This is a genomic window from Pseudomonas sp. GNP012 (assembly GCF_054343835.1).
Window position 1 is genome coordinate 1593425 of record NZ_JBTGUU010000001.1, and the last position, 22013, is coordinate 1615437.

The 22013-nt window shown below is 61.6% G+C and carries 20 protein-coding genes; 7 read left to right on the plus strand and 13 right to left on the minus strand.

The annotated features are described in order from the left end of the window. Positions 1-111 precede the first annotated feature (111 nt). From ACXX83_RS07205 to ACXX83_RS07215, 3 genes are read left to right on the plus strand one after another with little or no spacing between them, the layout of a single operon-like run. Positions 112-1401, plus strand: coding sequence for an NAD(P)/FAD-dependent oxidoreductase (locus ACXX83_RS07205; protein ID WP_458547962.1), 1290 nt, complete (start codon positions 112-114; stop codon positions 1399-1401). A 25-nt stretch (positions 1402-1426) separates the two neighbouring features. Then, on the plus strand, positions 1427-1981 hold the full coding sequence (locus ACXX83_RS07210) for a helix-turn-helix domain-containing protein (RefSeq protein ID WP_007976194.1): 555 nt from the start codon (positions 1427-1429) through the stop codon (positions 1979-1981). 20 nt (positions 1982-2001) lie between these two features. After that, entirely contained in the window at positions 2002-3348 is a 1347-nt protein-coding gene (locus ACXX83_RS07215; RefSeq protein WP_458547963.1) for a glutamine synthetase family protein, read from the plus strand. A 302-nt stretch (positions 3349-3650) separates the two neighbouring features. On the opposite strand, the gene ACXX83_RS07220 is transcribed toward ACXX83_RS07215, so the two are convergent. The 5 genes from ACXX83_RS07220 to ACXX83_RS07240 all read right to left on the minus strand — a co-directional run bounded on the left by ACXX83_RS07220 (position 3651) and on the right by ACXX83_RS07240 (position 7880). Continuing rightward, the gene (locus ACXX83_RS07220; RefSeq protein WP_458547964.1) at positions 3651-5003 is read right to left on the minus strand and encodes a purine-cytosine permease family protein; all 1353 of its coding nucleotides are present in this window, start codon (positions 5001-5003) and stop codon (positions 3651-3653) included. A gap of 5 nt (positions 5004-5008) precedes the next feature. Next, entirely contained in the window at positions 5009-5686 is a 678-nt protein-coding gene (locus ACXX83_RS07225; protein WP_458547965.1) for a cysteine hydrolase family protein, read from the minus strand. A gap of 90 nt (positions 5687-5776) precedes the next feature. Beyond that, the gene (locus tag ACXX83_RS07230; RefSeq protein WP_172435765.1) at positions 5777-5929 is read right to left on the minus strand and encodes a hypothetical protein; all 153 of its coding nucleotides are present in this window, start codon (positions 5927-5929) and stop codon (positions 5777-5779) included. Positions 5930-6132: 203 nt separating this feature from the next. Further along, positions 6133-7176 carry an LLM class flavin-dependent oxidoreductase gene (locus tag ACXX83_RS07235; protein ID WP_458547966.1) on the minus strand — a complete coding sequence of 348 codons (1044 nt, stop codon included), beginning with the start codon at positions 7174-7176 and terminating at the stop codon, positions 6133-6135. Positions 7177-7394: 218 nt separating this feature from the next. Further along, entirely contained in the window at positions 7395-7880 is a 486-nt protein-coding gene (locus tag ACXX83_RS07240) for a flavin reductase family protein (RefSeq protein ID WP_217837894.1), read from the minus strand. Positions 7881-8203: 323 nt separating this feature from the next. Between ACXX83_RS07240 and ACXX83_RS07245 the strand changes: the two genes are divergently transcribed. Further along, complete coding sequence (locus ACXX83_RS07245) at positions 8204-9610, plus strand: purine-cytosine permease family protein (protein ID WP_458547967.1); 1407 nt, start codon at positions 8204-8206, stop codon at positions 9608-9610. Positions 9611-9801: 191 nt separating this feature from the next. Here ACXX83_RS07245 and ACXX83_RS07250 read toward each other — a convergent pair whose 3' ends face one another. Further along, entirely contained in the window at positions 9802-10422 is a 621-nt protein-coding gene (locus ACXX83_RS07250; RefSeq protein ID WP_458547968.1) for a glutathione S-transferase family protein, read from the minus strand. A gap of 532 nt (positions 10423-10954) precedes the next feature. Here ACXX83_RS07250 and ACXX83_RS07255 point away from each other — a divergent pair. Beyond that, a complete protein-coding gene (locus ACXX83_RS07255; protein ID WP_458547969.1) occupies positions 10955-12055 on the plus strand; it encodes a polyamine ABC transporter substrate-binding protein in 1101 nt (366 codons plus the stop codon). Positions 12056-12245: 190 nt separating this feature from the next. Here ACXX83_RS07255 and ACXX83_RS07260 read toward each other — a convergent pair whose 3' ends face one another. Then, entirely contained in the window at positions 12246-13034 is a 789-nt protein-coding gene (locus ACXX83_RS07260; protein ID WP_458547970.1) for an AraC family transcriptional regulator, read from the minus strand. 84 nt (positions 13035-13118) lie between these two features. Between ACXX83_RS07260 and ACXX83_RS07265 the strand changes: the two genes are divergently transcribed. Then, positions 13119-14117, plus strand: a complete 999-nt coding sequence (locus ACXX83_RS07265) for a bile acid:sodium symporter family protein (protein ID WP_458372881.1) — start codon at positions 13119-13121, stop codon at positions 14115-14117. Between the two features lie 159 nt (positions 14118-14276). Here the strand turns inward: ACXX83_RS07265 and ACXX83_RS07270 are convergent, their stop codons facing one another. The 6 genes from ACXX83_RS07270 to ribBA all read right to left on the minus strand — a co-directional run bounded on the left by ACXX83_RS07270 (position 14277) and on the right by ribBA (position 21624). After that, positions 14277-15992: an amidase gene (locus tag ACXX83_RS07270; RefSeq protein ID WP_458372880.1), complete on the minus strand. Its 1716-nt coding sequence runs from the start codon at positions 15990-15992 to the stop codon at positions 14277-14279. 264 nt (positions 15993-16256) lie between these two features. Further along, complete coding sequence (locus ACXX83_RS07275; RefSeq protein WP_126045296.1) at positions 16257-17411, minus strand: ABC transporter ATP-binding protein; 1155 nt, start codon at positions 17409-17411, stop codon at positions 16257-16259. Between the two features lie 16 nt (positions 17412-17427). After that, positions 17428-18237, minus strand: coding sequence for an ABC transporter permease (locus tag ACXX83_RS07280; protein ID WP_007976227.1), 810 nt, complete (start codon positions 18235-18237; stop codon positions 17428-17430). 6 nt (positions 18238-18243) lie between these two features. After that, positions 18244-19188, minus strand: a complete 945-nt coding sequence (locus ACXX83_RS07285) for an ABC transporter permease (RefSeq protein ID WP_015095695.1) — start codon at positions 19186-19188, stop codon at positions 18244-18246. Continuing rightward, positions 19185-20210, minus strand: a complete 1026-nt coding sequence (locus tag ACXX83_RS07290; protein WP_015095694.1) for an ABC transporter substrate-binding protein — start codon at positions 20208-20210, stop codon at positions 19185-19187. The genes ACXX83_RS07285 and ACXX83_RS07290 overlap by 4 nt, the downstream gene beginning before the upstream one ends. A gap of 304 nt (positions 20211-20514) precedes the next feature. After that, positions 20515-21624 (minus strand): bifunctional 3,4-dihydroxy-2-butanone-4-phosphate synthase/GTP cyclohydrolase II, encoded by a 1110-nt coding sequence (gene ribBA / locus ACXX83_RS07295; RefSeq protein WP_458547971.1) that lies wholly within the window; start codon positions 21622-21624, stop codon positions 20515-20517. 70 nt (positions 21625-21694) lie between these two features. Between ribBA and ACXX83_RS07300 the strand changes: the two genes are divergently transcribed. Next, positions 21695-21991 carry a DUF1330 domain-containing protein gene (locus ACXX83_RS07300; RefSeq protein WP_015095692.1) on the plus strand — a complete coding sequence of 99 codons (297 nt, stop codon included), beginning with the start codon at positions 21695-21697 and terminating at the stop codon, positions 21989-21991. Positions 21992-22013 lie beyond the last annotated feature (22 nt).

Here is a 22013-nt window from a genome sequence, read left to right on the forward strand (position 1 = left end):
ACAATCCCGCTCGGGTTCGCCGAAGCGGGATTTTTTACGTCTCGATTGCCTGCATGAAATTAACCGTGTATTTTTTCATGAAATTAAAAATACAAAATTTCACGAGGCCGTATGTTTCAGCAATCCACCCGACATGTCGCCAGTTACTACGCCCATAGCTGCGCCGATCGACTGGTCAATCGGACCACACTGGAAGGTGAGCAAGACACCGAAGTGCTGATCATCGGGGCCGGTTTCAGTGGATTGCACACGGCGTTGCGCCTGGCGCTGGCCGGCAAGCGGGTGACCTTGCTCGAAGCCAGCCGGGTGGCCTGGGCCGCGTCCGGGCGTAATGGCGGGCAGGCGATTCTCGGCTGGTCGTGCGACATGCCACCGCTGGAAGCAGCGCTGGGATACGAGCGGGCGCGGCGATTGTGGGACGGCATGCGCTGGGCCTCGCGCGAATTGCGTGATCTGCCTGGCCGCCATGAGTTCGATTGCGACTATCGCGCCGGCCATCTCTGGACTTCGGTGATGCCGCGGCGAGTGGGGCTGCTGACCGAGTGGCAGCACGAGGCCAGCCACAAGTGGGGTCACGACAAACTGCAATTCATCCCCCGGCAACAGCTGCCGGAATGGGTGGCCAGCGAGCGTTATCAGGCCGGCCTGTTCGACCCCGAGGGCGGGCATTTGAACCCGCTGAAACTGGCGCTGGGCCTCGCGGATGCGGTTGAGCGGGCTGGCGGCCGTATCTACGAGCAAAGCAAGGCGCTGAGCTATGGCGAGGAGGGCGAAGGCTTTGTGGTGACGACCGAGCGCGGTCGTATTCGCGCCGATGTGCTGGTGCTGGCGTGCAACGCCTACCTCGATCGGCTCGACCCGCAATTGGCCAGTTGCGTGTTGCCGGTCGGCACGTATCAGGTCGCGACCGCGCCGCTCACCAGGGACCAGGCCACTGCGCTGCTGCCGAGTAACGTGTGCGTGACCGACAACCAGTTCGTGCTCGATTATTTCCGCCGCACCCCGGATAACCGCCTGCTGTTCGGCGGCGGTTGCACTTACCTGGGCGGGATGCCCAAGGACATCGCCGCGGCGACCCGGCCGTTCCTGGAGCGAGTGTTCCCGCAACTCACGGGCGTGGCGCTGGAGTTTGCCTGGGGCGGACACATCGACCTGACCCTCAAGCGCACGCCGGATATCGGGCGGCGCGGCGATCTGTACTGGATGCAGGGCTATTCCGGGCATGGCGTGCTGCCGACACTGGCCGCGGCGCGGGCGGTGTCCGACGCGGTACTCGGTCAGCCCGACGAACTGTCCCTGTACCAGGGCCTGAACAACGGCAGTTTCCCCGGCGGCAAATACCTGGCCGCGCCGCTGGAAGCCATCGGCAAGGCCTGGTATCGACTGCGCGACAGCATTTGAAGCGACACTTTCTGGAAGCCTCAAGATGGACATGCAAGAAGAGATCTCGGCGCTGGCGATCCTGATCCAGGACCTGCGCAAGCACAAGAAGTACACCCTGAAGGAACTGGCGGACAAAATCGGCCGCTCCGTCGGTTTTCTGTCCCAGGTCGAGCGCGGCCTGTCGCGCCCGACGGTGGCGGATCTGACCGCGATCAGCGAAACCCTCGGCGTGCCGACCACCTATTTCTACAGCCTGCCCAAACCCATGGCGTTGTCCTGGGTCACCCGCCCGGACGAGCGTCGCACGCTGTACTACGCCGACGGCATCACCGACATCCTCGTTTCGCCAAAAATGCGTGCGTCGTTCTCGATGCTTGAAAGCCAGCTCGAACCCGGCGCCAGCAGCGGCGACCGGCACATGAAGGACAGCTCGGAGCAGGGCGGTTATGTCCTCGAAGGGCAACTGACCCTGTGGCTCGACGACAACGAACCGGTGACCCTGCATCCCGGCGACAGCTTTCAACTGGCCAGCCATGCGCACTGCCGCTACGGCAACCTGTCCGACCAACTGACCCGCGTGCTTTGGGTTTACACCTGATAACAACAAGGAACAAGACGATGGATGCCGTGTGCTCTGAACTGCTGGCCGAAGTTCGCAACTTCCGCCACAGCAACCCCGAAGTGCGATACGTCGACCTGATCTCCCTGGACATTCCGGGGCATTTCTACGGCAAGCGCTACCCGATCGAAATGCTGGAGAAAGTCGCTGTCGGCAGTGCACTGAAACTGCCGCAAAACTGCGTGCTGCTCGGCACCCAGGGCGGGCTGTTCAAGATTGGTGACTACTGCTTCAACGATGGTGACCCGGATGCGCTGCGGCGTTTGGTGCCTGGCACCTTGAAGCTGGTGACCTGGGAAAAGCAGCCTCTGGGCCAGATGCTGATCACCTCCGACGGCACGGAAAAACCCATCGAATTCGAACCCCGTGAAGTGCTGGCCCAGGTGCTGAACCGCCTGCACCGCAAAGGGATTTTCCCGGTGGTGGCCTTCGAGCTGGAGTTTTACCTGTTCGACAGCCGCTTGAAGGACGGCCTCCCGCAGTTCCCCCGCGATGAATTGACTGGCGACGCCGATGATCAACCGAACATGCACATCGAACGCTTGTCGCGCTTCGCGCCGGTGCTCGATGAAATGGTCGAGACCGCGCGAGCCCAAGGCATCGATGCCACGGTGATTACCGCCGAACTCGGCCCGGGCCAGTTCGAAATCAACTTCGGCCATTGCGATGACGGCCTGCGCGCCGCCGACTGGGCCGCCCTGTTCTGTCGCAGCACCCGGGGCGTGGCGCTCAAGCACAACCTGCGCGCCAGCTTCATGGCCAAACCTTACCTGCAACACCCCGGCAGCGGCATGCACGTGCACGTCAGCCTGTATGACCAGGCCGGCAACAACCTGCTGGCGGCGAACGGTCAGCGGGCGCTGCGCCATGCCGTGGCCGGTTGCCTGGAGGTGTTGCCGCACTGCATGCCGATCTTTGCCCCGAACCACAATGCCATGCGCCGCTTGAGCGGCACGGTGAACGTCGCGTCCCGCGCCAGTTGGGGCTTCGAGGATCGCGATGCGTGCTTGCGTATTCCGGAGTCGGACGTCAAGAACCTGCGCATCGAACATCGCCTGGCGGGCGCCGATGCCAACCCGTATCTGGCGCTGGCGGCGATCCTGGTGGGGTTGGAGCAGGGCCTGGTAGGGGAGCGCGAGCCGATTGCACCGCTCAACGAAGACCGCAGCAGTGGCATCGATTTCCCGTTGGAAATGCTCGAAGCGGTGCAGTCCATGCAACATCATTCAGCCGTGCGCGAAGGCTTGGGGGCGGAGTTTGTGGACGTCTATTGCGAAAACAAACGTCAGGATCATCTGGCATTTCTGCATGACATCAGCGCGCGTGAGTACCGCTGGTTCTTGTAGTCGCCCTTAAAAAACATGTGGATATATAAGGGCTTAGAGCGTTTAGTAACTGGATAGTGAATAAAAAATATCTTGTTACAGGCCGAAATATTCCGTAATATCCGCGCCGCGTTCACCACCACGGTTTATGCATTTTTAAGTCCCGGGCGTCCATCAGCTGCCCGGGATTTTTTTTGCCTGCAATTTGGTCGGCCGTTGAGAATCAAAAGATCGCAGCCTGCGGCAGCTCCTACAGGGATGTACGTCTCACCTTTGTAGGAGCTGCCGCAGGCTGCGATCTTTTTGCCGTCAAATGCTGATGACTAAGCAGGTACGCTGGCGCGTGCGGTCATTTTCATCAGCCAGTAATAACTCAACGCCGGAACCAGCAACCCGACCACCCACGCCAGATCCACCCCATCCAGCGCCGTGGCCACCGGGCCGACGTACAGCGTGGTGTTCATGAACGGGATTTCCAGGACGATCGCCAGCAGGAAACTGCCGCAGGCAATCCGGTTGACGCGCCCATAGATCCCGTTCAGGTCGAAGATGTCATCAATCTGGTATTGCCCTTTGCGCAGGCAGTAGTAGTCCACCAGATTGATCGCCGTCCACGGGATCAGGAAGTAGCTCATGAAGAAGATGAAGTTCAAGAAGAAGTTGATGAAGTCGTCCTGACTGATGGTGCACAGGGCCGTGGCCACCAGGCTGATCAGCAGCATGAACACACCGCGCACCCGCGGCGTCACCTTGAGTCGGGCGAAAGGCTCGATCACGGTGATGGTCGACATGAACGCGCCGTACAGGTTGAACACGTTGATCGACACCTGGCCATAGACAATGAAGGCGAACAGCAGCACCGCACCAGTGCCGAACAGACCGGCGACATGCCTGCCGACGTTGCTGGAAAAGTCGCCGATGCCGACGCTCAGGATCGCCCCGAGAATCATCATCCACGCGCCGCCGCTGACCGTGCCGGCGTAGCTGTACCAGAACACCTGGGCGGTCGGCGTATTGCTCGGCAGGTAGCGCGAGTAGTCGGCGACGTAAGGCGCGTAGGACAGTTGCCAGGTCACGGCGATGCTCACCGCCACCAGGAACTTCGACAACGAGAAGCCGGTCGGCAGCCATTGTTCGGCCGGGATCGGCAACTGCAAGGCGAGCACCGTGGCGGCCATGAACACCACCAGCGACAGGATCGACAGCAGCTTCTGCAAACGGTGAATCAACCGATAGCCATAGAGGGCGACGACGAAGCACAACGCGCCGATCAGGTAGATGTTGCCGGACATCGGCAGTGGGCTGACGGACTCCAGCGCCTGGGCCGCGAGCAGGGTGTTGCTGACGAAAAAGCCCAGGTAAATCAGCATCACGAACAGCAGCGGCAACACCGCCCCCAATACGCCGAATTGTGCCCGGCTCTGGATCATTTGCGGAATGCCCAGCTTCGGTCCCTGGGCCGAGTGGGAGGCCATGAAAATCGCCCCCAGCAACGATCCGACGATGATCGCCAGCGCACTCCAGAACAGGTTGAGCCCCATCACCACCGGCAACACGCCGGAGGCGATGGTGGTGATGTTCATGTTGGCGCCGAACCAGATATAGAACAGCGAACCCGGCTTGCCGTGGCGTTCGGTTTCGGGGATGAAATCGATGCTTCTTTTTTCGACTTGCATGGCGATCACTCCTGAGTCCGGACGAGACGGGATTGCAGACGGGCGATGGTGCCGGGCAGCTCATGGGGCTGGTGGGCAAACAGGTCCGGACGCTCGGGGATCAGGCTCAGGTAGTCGCGGTGTTCCAGGGCGCGCAGGCATTCGGTCGTGGTGAGGATTTCCAGCGAGTAGACCCAGTTGGCCATGATCAGCAGGGCCGAATAATGCCCGGCCTCGGTGGTCGTGGTGCAGGCATCGCTGACCAGGCGTACGCGATAACCCAGGGCAAAGGCATCGAACACGCTGGTCAGTACGCAGACGTCGGTCAACACGCCGCAGATGATCAGCGTGTCGACCTCCATTGCCTTGAGTCGGGCATCGAGGTCGGTGCGGTGGAAGGCACTGTACCGGCCCTTGTCGATAATCCATTCACCGGGTTGCGGCGACAGTGACTCGATGATTTCCACCTGCCGGGTGCCGGCGCGGTAACCGCCGGGGCCACCGTCGGCGGCCAGGGGTTCGCCGTGGGGCAGGTCACTGCCGTCGGCCTGATTGATGTGGCGGGTATAGATGACAGGTATCCGCTGATTGCGGGCGGTATCGAGCAGGGCGGCGGTATGGGCGACCACCCTGTCGACGTTTTCCAGGACGAAGCCGTCCTCCTGCTGCATGTCGATGATCAACAGCGCGTTGTTATTGTTCATTGGGCAAACCTGATCAAAGGCGAATACAAGACACCGCACGCGCCATGCCATGGCGAGACGCGGGGTGCGTGATTGGCTGTTCGGGTGGGCTCAGTGAACTATTTGCCAGAAACCGTTCTGCTTGGCCGAAACGCTGGCGCGCAGGCGCTTGAAATGCAGGTGCGAGGCGGTCCATTCACCGCGCAGGTAAGCCCGCGCGGCGCCGGAGGGAAGGGCGAGTGATGGGAGACGATCAGTGATCATTGGAATCGACTCTTGTGGGGGCGCGCTTGCTCGCGAACGCGGTGTGTCCGGTACACCAATCCCTGTGGGAGCGGGCTTGCCCGCGAAGGCGTCATCACAGCCAGCATCCATGTTGACTGACCCGGCGCTTTCGCGAGCAAGCCCGCTCCCACAGTTGAGGTGGGCTGACCCCCGGCCTCGCATTCGGGAGCAGGGCGGCGCAATCAGCGGAACGCTGGCACCACATGCTTGATAAACAGCTCCAGGGATTTTTTCTTCTGCGCGTGGGGCAGGCTGTTATCGCACCAGAAGCTGAATTCGTCCACGCCCAGTTCCTGGTAGTACTTGATGCGCGGAATGATTTCTTCCGGGGTGCCGATCATGGCGGTCTTGTGCAGGCTCTCGAGTTCGAACTCGGGGCGCCCGGCGAATTTCTCTTCCGGACTCGGCGCAAGGAAGCCGTTGACCGGGGTGGTCTTGTTGCCGAACCAGGCATCGAAGGTGCGATAGAACTTCGAGATCGCCTTGGCCCCGACTTTCCAGCCTTCTGGATCGTCGGCGGTGTGCACGTGGGTGTGTCGCAACACCATCAGTTGCGGGCGTGGCACGTCCGGGTTGTTGTCCAGGGCGGCCTGGAATTTGTTCTTCAGGTCGAGGACTTCCTCGTCGCCTTTCATCAGCGGCGTGACCATGACGTTGCAGCCGTTGGCCACCGCGAAGTTGTGCGAGTCCGGGTCGCGGGCGGCGATCCACATCGGCGGGTTCGGTTGCTGGATCGGCTTGGGCACGCTGGTGGAGGTCGGGAATTTCCAGATGTCGCCGTCATGGGCGTAGTCGCCGTTCCACAAGGCCCGCACCACCGGAACCATTTCCCGCAACGCCTGGCCGCCGGAGGAGGCTGGCATGCCGCCGGCCATGCGGTCGAATTCGATCTGGTAGGCCCCACGGGCCAAACCGACTTCCATGCGGCCGTTGCTGATCACGTCGAGCAACGCGCATTCACCGGCCACCCGCAGTGGATGCCAGAACGGCGCGATGATGGTGCCGGCACCCAGGTGAATGGTGGTGGTCTTGCCCGCCAGATAAGCCAGCAACGGCATCGGGCTTGGCGAAATGGTGTACTCCATGGAGTGGTGTTCACCGATCCAGACGGTGCTGAAACCACCGGCTTCGGCCATCAGCGTCAGTTCGGTCAGGTCTTCGAACAGCTGGCGGTGGCTGACGCTTTCGTCCCAACGTTCCATGTGTACGAACAGGGAAAACTTCATGACGCTTACCTCGGATCTTTTGTTGTTGGCCTGTCGACTGCGGGCCTGATGGTTATTGGTATACCATAATACGAAATCTGTGCAAATCTTTCTCTCTGGTGAGCAACCTGTGGGAGCGAGCCTGCTCGCGAAAGCGGTCTGCCGGGCGAGATGGATGTGACTGACAAACCGCCTTCGCGAGCAGGCTCGCTCCCACAAGGTATGCGCAATACCGCAGGTCAGGCCAGAACAGGCAGGGCGCCCATCTTGCCGTGGCAATACACCAGTGGCCCGCTGCTCTGCCGGGGCACGATCAGGTTCTTCACCGCGCCGACCATGATGGCGTGGTCGCCGCCTTCATATTCGCGCCACAACTCGCATTCGATGACCGCCGTGGCGTTGGCCAGGATCGGGTTGCCCAACTCGCTGAGCGTCCACTCGATCCCCTGGGCCTTGTCCTTGCCTTTGCGCGCGAAGGCATAGGCTTCGCTTTGCTGACCGCCGGAAAGCACGTGGATCGCAAAACGCTTGTTCTTGATCAGGACAGGATAGGAGTCGGAGCTGTAGTTGGGGCAGAACAGCACCAGGGCCGGGTCCATCGACAACGAACTGAAGGCGCTGGCAGTCAGGCCGACGATTTGCCCATCTTCATCGAGCGTAGTGATCACGGTCACTCCGGAAGGGAACGAGCCCATGACTTGTTTGTAGATGGCGGCATCGATCATTGGACGGTCCTCGGGTGGTGTGACGCGTTTTTATGTGTTTGTAGGTCTGATGGTATACCGTAATACATCGATTGCAAGGTCTTTTTGAGTGAACCGATAAACGTACGGCTGGCGTCGCAAACCCAATGGATACGGGGCTATCGGCTAGCCAGTGTGGGCGTGAATCGGGCAGGATACCGGCTCAGATGCTTGTTCAAAGACCGGATCAGTCTTGTTTAAAGTTTGGAATACCATAATATGGTCCGCATCTGAGGGGCGACCAGAGAGTCCCCCCGGTTTGGCTTCATACAAAGATAAGAACAGACAAACTCGAGTTCATGCACATGTCCCAGATGTCCCGGCAAGATCCGTTGATCGAGAACCATACGGTCGATTACGTTCCACTCGCAGAGCGCCATGGGAAGGCCCGCGATCTTTTCACCCTGTGGTTCAGCACCAACATCGCGCCACTGCCCATCGTCACCGGTGCCATGGTGGTCCAGGTGTTCCACCTCAACCTGTTCTGGGGCCTGCTGGCGATTGCCCTCGGGCACTTGGTCGGCGGCGTGGTGATTGCGCTGGCGTCGGCCCAGGGGCCGTGCATGGGCATTCCGCAAATGGTCCAGAGTCGTGGTCAGTTCGGCCGCTATGGCGCGCTGCTGATCGTGTTCTTCGCCGCATTGATCTACATCGGTTTCTTCATTTCCAACATCGTGTTGGCTGGCAAATCGATTGTCGGCATTGCGCCGTCGGTTCCGGTACCGGCGAGCATTCTGATCGGCGCACTCAGCGCCACGGCCATCGGGGTGATCGGTTATCGCTTCATCCACACCCTCAACCGCATCGGCACCTGGGTCATGGGCAGCGCGTTGCTCGCCGGTTTCCTCTACATCTTCGCCCATGACCTGCCGGCGGACTTCTTCACTCGCGGCGGGTTCAACCTGTCGGGCTGGCTGGCCACGGTCTCGCTGGGCATCATCTGGCAGATCAGCTTCTCGCCGTATGTGTCGGACTACTCGCGCTACCTGCCGGCGGACATCGGCATCACCCGGCCGTTCTTCGCCACTTACCTGGGGGCGACCCTGGGCACGATCCTGTCGTTCGCCTTCGGTGCCGTGGCGGTACTGGCGACGCCCGAAGGCACCGAGGCGATGGCGGCGGTCAAGCAGTCCACCGGTTGGCTGGGGCCGATCCTGATGGTGCTGTTCCTGCTCAACATCATCAGCCACAACGCCCTGAATCTGTATGGCGCGGTGCTGTCGATCATCACCTCGATCCAGACCTTCGCCAGCCAGTGGACACCGAGCATCAAGGTGCGCGTGGTGTTGTCGGGCATCATCCTGGCGGGTTGCTGCGTGGTGGCGCTGGGTGCCTCGGCGAACTTCATTTCGCAGTTCATCGACCTGATTCTGGCGCTGTTGCTGGTGCTGGTGCCCTGGGCGTCGATCAACCTGATCGACTTCTACCTGATCAAGCGTCGCCGCTACGACATCGCCTCGATCTTCCGCGCAGACGGCGGCGTCTACGGGCGTTTCAACCTGCACGCGATCATCGCCTACTTCATCGGCATCATCGTGCAGTTGCCATTCGCCAACACTTCACTGTATGTCGGGCCATACGCCAATCTGGTAGACGGCGCGGACCTGTCGTGGCTGGTGGGGCTGGTGGTGACATGCCCGTTGTATTACTGCCTCGCTACGCGCAGCCAGGCGCAGGAAAACCGTGCGGTGAAGTTCGGCTATACCGACTGAGGCAAAATCGTTGGGTGCTCGATTGAAAATGCCCGGCGCGTCGCCGTCATTGTAGGAGCGAGCTTGCTCGCGATGGTCGTTAACGATACCGCGTGTTTACTGACTAAACGCAGCGCTCTTGAGTCCATCGCGAGCAAGCTCGCTCCCACAATGACGGCGGCGTGTCGGGCATTTTTGTGTTCGCTGATCGCTCAGGAATGCTTGAACACATTCAGGCCGCGTTGTACTGCCAGCCTGGCTTCAACCGAGTTGAACCAGCGCGATAGCTGTGGCAGCAGCTTCCAGTCCAGCCGGTCACGGAATGCCATGGCAATGGTGAACGCCGAGATGTCGGCCATGGAAAACTGTTCGCCGGCCATGAATTCGCCGGTCAAAAAACTTTCCGAGTAGGTCAGTTGTTCGATCACCCGCAGATCGATGATTGCCGCCGCTTTGTCTTGCCCTGCCTGGTGCAGAAAAAACGCGGCATGGCTGGGGGCGATGACATCGGTCACGAAAAAGAAATAGCGGTCGATCACCCGGGTGCGCACAGGTCCCGGCTGCGCCGGTGCCAGCTTTCCGGGGGCAATGGAGTCGGCGTACTGGATGATGGCGTTGGACTGGTTGATGACCAGCGGGGGTGTCGTGCCGTGATCGATCAGGGTCGGCACTTTCCCGGCCGGGTTAAGCGCCAGGAAGTCCGGCCCGCGGTGCTCCTGTGCATACAGGTCGAGCTTGCGTGCCGTGTAGGCGATGCCCGACTCTTCCAGGGCGATCGCAGCCCGCAGACTGTTGCCGGTATTGGCGCCGAACAGCTCTATCCGATCGTTCATGGGCATTGCTCCTTGAGTGCACACAGGCAGCCAGTGAACACTGCCGATGAGGTCAGTATGATGAAAATCCGCCGCACCGATATTCAACAACAGTGATCGTCCATACCCCTGCGCGACATGCCGTATCCCTCTACGAAAACGACTTTCACCGCGTTTGATAATAGCCTGCCGGGCAATACACCTGCGACTTCGCGCCCATGTGGGAGCGAGCCTGCTCGCGAAGACGGTGTGCCAGTCGACATCAATGTGTCTGATACACCGCATTCGCGAGCAGGCTCGCTCCCACAGAAAAAACGATTTACGGGTTGGCCGCCGCACTGTCGGTGAAACGCCTCGCGACGCTGATCAATGCGGACAGGTATTTTGGCCGTTTCGATCTCCTTTTGGCCTGACTCACGCTGTGAACCAGCCCCGCCCTCGGCAAGAATCACAACCAGAAGCTGACTTCCTTGCCCTTGGCTATTTTCAAGGCCGCTGCCGTGTACAGAACATAAAAACCATCGAACTCACGCCACACTTGGGGAAATGATCCATGGACTCAATGAAACGCATACTGGGCGCCACCGTTTGCGGACTGTCGCTGCTGGCCAGCGCGGTGCACGCCGAACCGCGCGAATTGCGGGTGTACAACTGGGCAGACTACATCCTGCCGTCCGTACCCAAGGATTTTGCCCGGGACACCGGGATCAAGGTGACCTGGGACACCTTCGACACCAACGAGTCCCTGGAAGCCAAGCTGCTCACCGGCAACTCGGGCTACGACCTGGTGGTGCCCTCGAACCAGTTCATCGAAACCCAGATCAAGGCGGGCGTGTTCCAGAAACTCGACAAGTCCAAACTGCCGAACTGGTCGCACCAGGACCCGGCGTTGCTCAAGCTGCTGGACAAGAACGACCCGGGCAACCAGTACGGCGTGCCCTACATGTACGGCACCGTGCTGATCGGTTTCAACCCGGCCAAGGTCAAGGCGGCGCTGGGCGAGAATGCGCCGGTGGACAGCTGGGACCTGGTTTTCAAGCCCGAGAACATGGAGAAGCTCAAGGCCTGTGGCGTCGCGATGCTCGACTCGCCGTCGGAGATCCTGCCGCTGGCCCTGCATTACCTGGGGCTGGACCCGAACAGCCAGAACCCGGATGACTACGAAAAAGCCAAGGCGCTGATGCTCAAGGTCCGTCCTTACGTCACCTACTTCAACTCCGCCAAGTACATGACCGACATCGCCAACGGCGATATCTGCGTGGCCATCGGGTATTCCGGCAGCTTCTATCAGTTCGGCAACCGCGCCAAAGAGGCGGGCAACGGTGTGGTCGTCGACTGGCGCCTGCCCAAAGAGGGCGCGCCGATCTGGTTCGACACCTTCGCCATCCCCAAAAGCGCCAGGAACGTCGAAGAGGCCCACGAATTCCTCAACAACCTGCTGGACCCGAAAGTCATCGCGCCCATCAGCGACTTCCTCGGTTATCCGAATGCCAACAAGGACTCGCTGGCGCTGATCAACAAGGACATCACCGGCAACCCGAACCTGACACCGACCAGTGAGGCATTGAAGACGCTGTACGTCGTGCAGCCATTGCCGCAAAAGCTTGAGCGGGTGCGCACGCGGGTGTGGACCAGCATCAAGTCCGATCAGTAACACCGAGAGTCGAACACAAATCCTGCGGGCGACGAACATCCATTGTGGGAGCGGGCTTGCTCGCGAATGCGGAGTGTCAGTCAAGAATGTGTCGACTGACACTCCGCATTCGCGAGCAAGCCCGCTCCCACATTTGATTGATGTCGAGCACAAATCCCATGCCCGCTCACACAGGTTGTACGGTGCAGGCCTAGCGGAAGAACTCCCCCGGCGTTTCACCAAACTGCTGACGAAACGCCGCGATAAACGCCGACGTCGAGTCGTAGCCGCAGGCCAGTGCCACGTCGGTCACTCGCTCGCCCTGTTCCAGCGGTGTCAGCGCGCCGAGCAGGCGCAAGCGCTGGCGCCAGGCGCGAAAGGTCAGGCCGGTGTCGCGCAGGAACAGGCGACTGAGGGTTTTCTCGGTGACGCCGAATTGCTCGCTCCAGTGACTGAGGGTGGTTTGTTGCTCGGGGTGCGACTCCAGGCTTTGCGCGATTTGCCGCAATCGGCTGTCCTGGGGCAGCGGCAGCATCAGGTCGATCTGGGGGGCCTCAGCCAACTGATCGAGAATTACCTGGGCCAACCGGCCGTGCGCTCCGTCCTGATCGTATTCCACCGGAATCTGACTGAAGGCACGGATCAACTCGCGCAACAGATCGCTGACCGCCAACACATGACAGCCCGGCGGCGCCCAGGTCGAGACGCTGCAATCGATGTACAGGCTGCGCATTTCCGTGCGCGGCGAACTGAACACCCGGTGCGGCATGCCCGCCGGAATCCACACCGCACGCTCCGGCGGGGCGACGAAGCGCCCGATGCCGGTCTGGATTTCGAGCACGCCCTGGATCGCATAGGACAACTGCACCCACGGGTGGCTGTGGCGCCGGGTCAGGGCGCGATTGGGCAGCGATTCGGTACGGCCGTAGAGCGGCCTGGGCAGGCTGGACAGCCCGGGAATACTGCGCCGGATACTTTTGTCATGTCCTTTAGGCGGCATCGGTGGGCTCATCGGCGTTAGTCGGTAATATCCAGTCACGTTAGAGTCGCTTTCACGTACTGGCAACCCCCGGATGATCAACCCATGACGCGCCCCCGTTTGTTACCCGACAACTTCACCCTGACCCTGATTGGCGTGGTCGCGCTCGCCAGCCTGCTGCCTGCCAGCGGTCAGGTCGCGGTCGGTTTTGGCTGGCTGACCAACATCGCCATCGCGCTGCTGTTTTTCCTGCATGGCGCCAAGCTGTCCCGCGAGTCGATCATTGCCGGTGCCGGGCACTGGCGCCTGCATTTGCTGGTGTTCAGCCTGACCTTCGTGCTGTTCCCGCTGCTCGGCCTGGCGCTCAAACCCGTACTGTCACCGCTGATCGGCAACGACCTGTACATGGGCATGCTGTACCTGTGTGCGCTGCCCGCCACGGTGCAGTCGGCGATTGCCTTTACTTCGCTGGCGCGGGGCAACATCCCGGCGGCAATCTGCAGCGCGGCGGCGTCCAGCCTGTTCGGGATTTTCCTCACGCCCTTGCTGGTGACCCTGCTGCTCAATGTGCATGGCGAAGGCAGCTCGACCCTCGACGCCATCCTCAAGATCAGCGTGCAGTTGCTGCTGCCGTTCATTGCCGGGCAGATCGCGCGGCGCTGGATCGGCAACTGGGTGGCGCGCAACAAGAGTTGGCTGAGGTTCGTCGATCAGGGTTCGATTTTGCTGGTGGTCTACGGCGCGTTCAGCGAGGCGGTGATCGAAGGTCTCTGGCACCAGATTCCGTTGCTGGACCTGGTCGGGCTGGTGGTGGCGTGCTGCGTGGTCCTGGCGCTGGTGTTGGTGGCCTCGACCGTACTGGGCAAGGCGTTCGGCTTCAATCAGGAAGACCGCATCACCATTCTTTTCTGCGGCTCGAAGAAAAGCCTGGCGACCGGCGTGCCGATGGCGCAGGTGTTGTTTGCCGGTAGCACCATTGGTGTGTTGATCCTGCCGTTGATGCTGTTCCATCAGATTCAACTGATGGTCTGTGCGGTGCTGGCGCAGCGTTTTGCCAATCGGCCGGAATCGATTCCGGAACTGATGGCTCAGGTCGATCCCTGAAAATCCCGGAAAACTGTAGGAGCCAGCCTGCTGGCGATGGACTCAAGAGCGCCGCGTTCATCCAGATCACACGCGTTATCGTTAACGACCATCGCGAGCAAGCTCGCTCCTACAGGAGACCGCGTCTGTAGGAGCGAGCTTGCTAAGCCAGCGCCTGCATTAGCGCTTGCCAGCCGCCAATGGCGGGGTGCGCGGCGGGATCATGCGTTTGCTGCCGGTGGACTCGAACGCCGATGCCAGGTGCAGCAGTGACGAGTCGTCATAGGCGCGCCCGGCAAAGGTCAGGCCGACCGGCATGCCGATGTCCGGCATCACGCCCATCGGCACGGTGACCGTTGGCACGCCGAGGTGGCGGATGGCGAGGTTGCCGTTGGCGACCCATATACCGTTGCTCCAGGCGATATCCGCCGACTGCGGATCGACATCGGCATTCGCAGGCGCTACATCGGCGACCGTCGGGAACAGCACCGCGTCGAGGCCCAGGCGATCCATCCAGTCTTCCAGATCGAGCTTGCGGGTCTTCTCAAGCCCACGCAGGCCGTCGGGCACTGTGCTGATCTGGTCCCACGGCGTGATGCCGCGCTCGGCCATGCGCACGTATTCGTCCATGCCGGCGACCAGGTCGCCCTCACGGTTGGGCAGGGTGCCCGGGTCGTGAGGGAAGATCTGCGGGCCGTCGACATCCGCCAGGCGATTCAATTTCGGATCGCCATTGGCCTGCAGGAAGTCATCGAACGCCCAGGCGGTCAGGTCCCACAGTTCATGGTGCAGGAATTCCTTGGAGACGATGCCGCGATTGAACACGGTCGGCGCGCCAGGGCGATCGCCTTCGCAATTGGAGACCAGCGGGAAGTCCACATCGATCACTTGCGCCCCTGCGTCTTCGAGGGCCTTGCGCGCCTGTTCCCACAGACCGATCACCGAAGGACGGGTGTTGATGCGCTGGCCGGTCGGGCCACCGATGCCCGGCGCTTCGCTGGTGCCGGCTTCAGGGTCGGCGTTGATGTACATGCGCGGAATGCCGAACTTCTTGCCTTTGAGCGCTTCGCTGTTCGCCGCCAGCGCGGCATAGGATTGCGGGCGTACCTCGGACGATTTCGGAATGGGCACCCAAGGCTGCAAGCGCCACAGGTCACCGCGGGTATCCGCGTCATCGGCCACCACCACGTCGAGCACTTCGAGCAGGTCGGCCATGGTCCGGGCAAACGGCACGACCACGTCCATGGTCGGGGTCAGCGGCCAGTTGCCGCGTACCGAGATCACTCCGCGCGAAGGGGTGTAGGCGCACAAACCGTTGTTCGAAGCCGGGCCGCGACCACTCGACCAGGTTTCTTCCGCCAGGCCGAAAGCGGCGAAACTGGCCGCGGTGGCCGTGCCGGCACCGTTCGACGAACCGGAGGCGAAAGGGGCGGTGAGGTAGTCAGCGTTGTAGGGGCTCTCGGCACGGCCGTAGACGCCGCGCTGCATCCCGCCGTTGGCCATCGGCGGCATGTTGGTCTTGCCCAGGCAGATCGCCCCGGCGGCGCGCAGGCGCTCGATGGTGAACGCATCGCGATAGGCGATCAGGTCCTTGAAGGCCGGGCTGCCGGAAGCGGCGGTGAGGCCCTTGACCAGATAACTGTCCTTGGCGGTGTAAGGGATGCCGTCCAGCGGACCCAGCGTCTGGCCCTTGGCGCGACGGGCGTCGGCGGCCTGTGCTTCGGCGAGAGCCTCGGGGTTGCGCACCACCACCGCGTTCAGTGCCGTGGGCGTCTCGGGGCCGTCATAGGCGTCGATCCGCGCGAGATAGGCCTGGACCAGTTCAACCGAGGTGGTCTGGCCGGATTCGAGCGCGGCGCGCAGCTCGGCAATGGAAACTTCGGTAACTTCGATCATGCTGCCACCGCCGCTTGCAGGTGGAGGGTCCCAAACACTTCACTTTTCTCGAAATGGACTTTCATATCGTTATTCTCGTTGCACTGTGTGGCACGACAGGGTCGGGTGTTAAAAATACTGAGCACTATTTAGCATTAAACCGGGATTTTAGGAATCCGTTGTCCAATTTATCTTACAGGCGACAGAAAAAAGGCCACCACAACCCGACGTTGTGGTGGCCCGAGGGTGACGCATTATAGTGGCCCGCGCGCGCAGGCCAATGGATCAGTGCGCGCCGGCAGCCTTGTTCAGGTCGCTTTCGGCCCATTCGGTGTAGACGCAGGCATCCGCGGTGGCCCAGCGCACTCGTACCGGGTCGCCGGCCTTGAGCGGCATGCCAGCGGCGGAGAGTGCCTTGACCGTCATCGAGGTGCCGCCTGCGGTGATCACGCTGCAGGTCTGGCTTTCGCCGAGGAACAACACTTCCACGACCTTGGCCGAGACTTCGTTCCAGCCGGCGGCCAGCGGTTCGGCGAGGGCTTGTTCATTGCTCAGGGCCAGGGCTTTTTCCGGGCGCACCATCAGCAGCACGTCCTGGTCGGTTTGCAGGCCGGCGGTGAGTCGGATCGACAGCGGTTGCCCCTCGAAGGTCGCCACCGCATTGCCCTGGGCCTTGAGCTTGAGGAAGTTGGAGTTGCCCAGGAACGAGGCGACAAAGGCGTTCGGCGGGTTCTGGTACAGGTCATAACCGCTGCCCAGGCCAACGATCTTGCCGTGGCTGAAGATCGCGATGCGCTGAGACAGGCGCATGGCCTCTTCCTGATCATGGGTCACGTAGACGATGGTGATGCCCAGGCGCCGATGCAGCTGGCGCAGTTCATCCTGCAAGTCTTCGCGCAGTTTCTTGTCCAGCGCGCCGAGGGGTTCGTCCATCAACAGGATGCGTGGCTCGTAAACCAGTGCGCGGGCAATGGCGACGCGTTGCTGCTGGCCACCGGACAGTTGCGAAGGGCGGCGATGGGCAAATTGCTCAAGCTGCACCAGCTTGAGCATCGCATCGACCCGGCGTTCGCGTTCGGCGGCAGCCAGTTTGCGGATGGTCAGCGGGAAGGCGATGTTGTCGCGCACCGACAGGTGCGGGAACAGCGAGTAGCGCTGGAACACCATGCCGATGTCGCGTTTGTGCGGGGGCACGTTGACCAGCGACTGGCCGTTGACCAGGATCTCGCCGCTGCTCGGCGTTTCGAAGCCGGCGAGCATCGACAGCGTGGTGCTTTTGCCCGAGCCGCTGGAGCCGAGGAAGGTGAGGAATTCACCGTCCTTGATGTCCAGCGAGATGTTGTCCACGGCGGCGAAGTCGCCGTAGTGCTTGTTCAGGTTGCGCAGGCTGACCAGGGGTTTGTCATTTTGCTGCGCGGAATCTTTGATCACTGCACTCATGTCGTACTCCTGGCGCTCAAGCGCTGATTTCGTTGCGCCGGCGCAGAGCGGCGGCGATCACCATGACCAATACCGAGAGGCCGATCAGCAGCGTCGAGGCGACGGCGATCACGGGCGTCAGGTCCTGGCGCAGGGTGGTCCACATTTTCACGGGAAGGGTTTGCAGGGTCGGGCTTGCCATCATCACGCTCAGCACCACTTCATCCCACGAGACGAGGAAGGCGAAGAGGGCGCCGGCGACCATGCCCGGGCGGATCGCCGGGAAGGTCACCTTGAACACCGCTTGCAGGCGCGAGGCGCCGCAGATCACCGCCGCATCCTCGATCGACTGATCGAACAGCTTCAGCGAGTTGATGATCGAGATGATGGTGAACGGCAATGCCACGATCACATGGCTGACCACGAAGGCGAACATGGTCCCGGTGTAGCCCAGTTTCAGGAACAGCGCGTACACCGCCACGGCGATGATCACCAGGGGCACGATCATCGGCAGGGTGAACAGGCCGTAGAGCATTTCCCGGCCAGGGAAGCGACCACGCACCAGGGCGAACGCGGTCGGCAGGCCCAGCGCGACGGCGAAGAACGTGGTCAGCACCGCGACCTTGAGGCTGGCCATGGCCGCGTTCATCCAGTCGGCGTTGGAGAAGAACTGGCCGTACCATTTCAGCGTCCAGCCCGGCGGCGGGAACACCAGCCATTGCGACGAGCCGAACGACAGCAGCACGATGAACACGATCGGCAGCAGCAGGAACAGACCGATCAGCCCGGTGGTGGCATAGAGGCCGAAGCGCATCCGGCGGCTCATGGCATTGGGGGTCAGGAGCATGACGGCTTACCTCGCGTTGCTGGCGCCAACCGGGGATTCCGGCTGGAGCTTCAGGTAGAAGTAGAACAGCACCAGCGTGATCACGATCAACAACGCGGCGCCGGCGCTGGCCAGGCCCCAGTTGAGGAACGACTGCACCTGCTGAATGATGAACTCGGGCAGCATCATGTTCTGCGCACCGCCCAGCAGCGCCGGAGTCACGTAGTAACCGAGGGACATCACGAACACCATCAGACCGCCGGAGAACAGCCCCGGCCGGCACAGCGGCAGGAACACCCGGAAGAAGTTGGTCCAGGGGCTGGCGCCGCAGATCGAACCGGCCTGCAGGATCATCGGGTCGATGGCCTGCATGGTCGCCTGCAACGGCAGCACGATGAACGGGATCATGATGTAGCTCATGCCGATCACCACACCGGTGAGGTTGTGCACCATCTCCAGTGGTTGATCGATGATGCCCATCGCCATCAACGCCTTGTTGATCACCCCGGAGGCTTGCAGCAACACCAGCCAGGAGTAGGTGCGGGCGAGCAGGCTGGTCCACATCGACAACAGCACGATGTTGAGGATCCAGCGCCCCCAGCCACGGGGCACCAGGGTGATAGCCCAGGCCAGCGGGAAGCCCAGCAACAGGCTGAACAGCGTCACCAGGCCCGCCACCGAGAAGGTGTTGAGCAGGACCCGCGCATAGGCCGAGTTGGCGAACAGTTGCTCGTAGTTGCCCAGGCCCGGCACCGGTTCCAGCACGCCGCGCAGCAGCAGGCCAATCAGCGGCGCGAGAAAGAACAGGCCGAGAAACAGCAGGGCGGGGACCAGGTTGCTGGCGCCACGCCAACGCTGTTTCAGCGAAGGCGAGGGTTGCTTTGCAAGGGTCTGGCCGACTGCCGAACCGGCAGCGCCAATGGCGCTCCCGGAGGCCGTGGAAGGACGAGGCGCGGTTGCCGTCATTTTCATTTGACCAGCCATTCGTTCCACCGTGTCGCAATGGCCGGACCGTTCTTGGCCCAGTATGCGAAATCAAGAGTGATCTGATCCTTTGCGTAGGCCGTCGGCAGGTTCGGGGCCAGCGCCGAGTCCAGGCGTGCCACGCTGTCGACGTTGACCGGGGCGTAGGCGGTCAGGTTGGAGAAGTCGGCCTGTCCTTTGGCGCTGCTGGCGTTGGCCAGGAACTTCATCGCCGCGTCCTTGTTTTTCGAACCCTTGGGAATGACCAGGATGTCGGCCATGACCAGGTTCTGCTTCCAGCTTACGCCGACCGGGGCGCCGTCTTCCTGTAGGGCATGAATCCGGCCGTTCCAGAACTGGCCCATGCTCGCTTCACCGGAGGCCAGCAGTTGCTGCGACTGCGCGCCGCCGCCCCACCAGACGATGTCTTTCTTGATGGTGTCGAGTTTCTTGAACGCGCGATCCAGGTCCAGCGGATAGAGCTTGTCTGGCGCTACACCGTCGGCCAGCAGCGCCAGTTCGAGCACGCCAGGGCTTGGCCATTTGTAGAGGGCGCGTTTGCCGGGGTAGGTCTTGGTGTCGAACAGCGCGGACCAGTCCTGGGGCTTGTTGGCGCCGAGCTTGCCTTCGTTGTAACCGAGGACGAAGGAGAAGAAGAACGAGCCGACGCCGTGATCGGTGACGAAGCGCGGGTCGATCTTGTCGCGATCAATGACTTTGAAATCGAGGGGTTCGAGCAAGCCTTCGGCGGCGGCGCGCAGGGCGAAGTCGGCTTCGACATCGACCACGTCCCATTGCACGTTGCCGCTTTCGACCATGGCCTTGAGCTTGCCGTAGTCGGTCGGGCCATCCTGCACCACGGTGATGCCGCTGGCCTTGCTGAACGGATCGGCCCAGGCCTGCTTCTGCGCATCCTGGGTGCTGCCGCCCCAACTCACGAAGTTGACGCTTTCGGCCGCCAGCAATGCCTGGCTGGTCACACTCAGCAGTCCCGCAAAAAGAACTGCGGTCGCACGTTTGTTCAACACCATTTTCACGCCCTCATTGTTGTGTTTATGAGCGGGGCTTTCGAGTGCCCGCCTATCGGGAGCAGTAGGTCCGTCGAGTCAGTGCTGACTGTCCGGTCTATGGAATATCATATTATGGTATTCCAAACTTTGTGCAAGCACTTTGCCGTACCGGCTATCTGCCAAAAGTGGTTTTTCAGTGTCGACGCATTCCCCCTGTGGGAGCGGGCTTGCTCGCGAAAGCGGTGTGTCAGACAACTTTGGGCCGACTGACACTCCCTCTTCGCGAGCAAGCCCGCTCCCACAGGGAATTGCGCTAAACCGAGGATCACTCGGTGAACGCAATGCTCTCCACCACCTCCAGGTCATACCCGGTCAAGCCCGCATATTTCAACGGTGGACCGAGATGGCGCAGCTTGCCGACACCCAGGTTCTGCAGGATCTGCGCGCCGGTGCCCACCTCTGAATAAATCCGCGACTGCGAACGGCTGAACTGCCGGGGCGACTGGGTCAATTGCGGCACGCGTTCCAGAAGCGCCTGGGAGGATTCGTGATTGGCCAGCACCACCACCACGCCATGGCCTTCGGCGGCGACACGCTGCAAGGCGGCCCACAAGGTCCAGTTGGTCGGCCCGCTGTATTCGGCGCCAACCAGGTCGCGCAACGGATCGATCACATGCACGCGCACCAGCGTCGGCTCATCGCGGCGCAGATCGCCCATGACCATGGCCATGTGGACACCGCCTTCGATGCGATCCTCAAAGGTGATCAGACGGAAGGTGCCGTGCACCGTCGGCAAGTCACGTTCACCAATACGCACGATGGTGTGTTCGGTGCTCAGGCGGTAGTGGATCAGGTCGGCGATGGTGCCGATCTTGATCCCGTGCTTGTGCGCGAACACTTCCAGGTCCGGGCGGCGGGCCATGGTACCGTCGTCGTTCATCACTTCGACGATCACCGAGGCGGGCGTATGGCCGGCCAGGCGGGCCAGGTCGCAACCGGCTTCGGTGTGACCGGCGCGGGTCAGCACGCCGCCTTCCCGGGCGCGCAGCGGGAAGATGTGGCCCGGTTGCACGATGTCGGCAGGGCCTGCGTTGGCGGCGACGGCGGCGGCCACGGTGCAGGCACGATCGGCGGCGGAGATACCGGTGGTCACGCCGACGGCGGCCTCGATGGACACGGTGAACGCGGTGCTGAACACGCTGCCGTTGCTCGGCACCATTTGCTCCAGGCCCAGGCGTTTGCAGTGTTCGTCGGTCAGGGTCAGGCAGATCAGGCCACGGGCTTCACGGGCCATGAAGCTGATTTCCTCGGGTGTGCAGCAGTCGGCGGCCAGCAACAGGTCGCCTTCGTTTTCCCGGTCTTCATCGTCGACCAGCAGGACCATTTTGCCGAGGCGGTAGTCTTCGATGATTTCTTCGATGCTGTTGAAGGCCATGCTGGAGTCTCAGTGTTTGTGGGATGGGTAGTATGGTATACCATAATACAAAATAAACCGAGAGGTCACTATGAAGGCGTACTGGATTGCTCATGTGGATGTCACTGACTCTGATCAGTACAGCCAATACACCCGGCGGGCGCCACAGGCGTTTGCTCTGTATGGCGGTCGGATTCTGGCGCGGGGAGGGCGTAGCGAGGCGATGGAAGGTCGGGCGACGCCGCAGCGCAGTGTGGTGATCGAGTTTGATTCCTACGAGCAGGCGGTGGCGTGCTATCACTCGACGTTGTATCAGGAGGCGCGGGGGTATCGTGAGGGAGTGGCTTTGGCTGAGGTCATCATCGTCGAAGGCGTGGCGCCGCTCTGAACTGACCCTGTAGGAGCGAGCT